The organism is Chrysanthemum yellows phytoplasma (genome assembly GCF_000803325.1).
GTDB classification, from domain to species: Bacteria; Bacillota_I; Bacilli_A; order Acholeplasmatales; family Acholeplasmataceae; genus Phytoplasma; species Phytoplasma asteris.
Genome location: NZ_JSWH01000214.1, coordinates 1 through 681, shown reverse-complemented (window position 1 = coordinate 681; position 681 = coordinate 1). Strand labels below are relative to the sequence as shown.

At 22.0% G+C, this 681-nt stretch carries 1 protein-coding gene and 1 pseudogene; both read left to right on the top strand.

What is annotated here, in order from left to right:
- The coding region (locus tag OL66_RS03655; RefSeq protein WP_238568822.1) for a DUF2963 domain-containing protein at nucleotides 1-370 on the top strand (370 nt) is incomplete at its 5' end.
- A 2-nt stretch (nucleotides 371-372) separates the two neighbouring features.
- Nucleotides 373-681, top strand: a pseudogene (locus OL66_RS03235) (hypothetical protein); the annotation flags it as partial.

The window sequence follows — 681 nt, the reverse complement described above, 5'->3', positions numbered from 1 at the left end:
GAGCAATCCCCAACCTAAAACTGATAACCAAAATCAACCTACTTTAACCTCTAAAACCAACTCTCAACAAGAACAAGAAACATATAATAATATTATTAATAAAATTGAAAAAGAAGTTGATAAATTAACCAAACAACAAGAACAAACTCCATCACTTAAATATCCTCATAAAACTTATTATCAAAATGATGGCAAAACAATTAGCAATATTCAAGAACATAACCAAAACACAGGGATTATGCAAAAATCAATTCATTTTTATGATGATGGCAAAACAATTAGAAAAATTAATGAATACAATCCTGACAAATTAATTAAAGAAACTTATTACAACCAAGATGGAACTGTTAAAGAAATAATAAATCATTAATCATGAATAAAAAAAGAAAAATTATATTAATAATTTGGACTATATTTATTGCAATTATTCTTTTAATCCTGTTATTACTTTTAGGTTTAAGATTACCTAAATTCATTAAATCAAAACAATTAAAAACTGAAAATCAAGTTCAAAACCAATCTAAATATCAAACTCAATATATTTATGATACAAATAAGGTTCAAAATATTGTTAGATTATTAATTGAATTAAAAATATTAAAACAATTAAAAAACAAACAATTACAAAAACAAGTTGAAAAACAAAAAGAAAATCAACCAATAAATAATTTAGATTTCTTT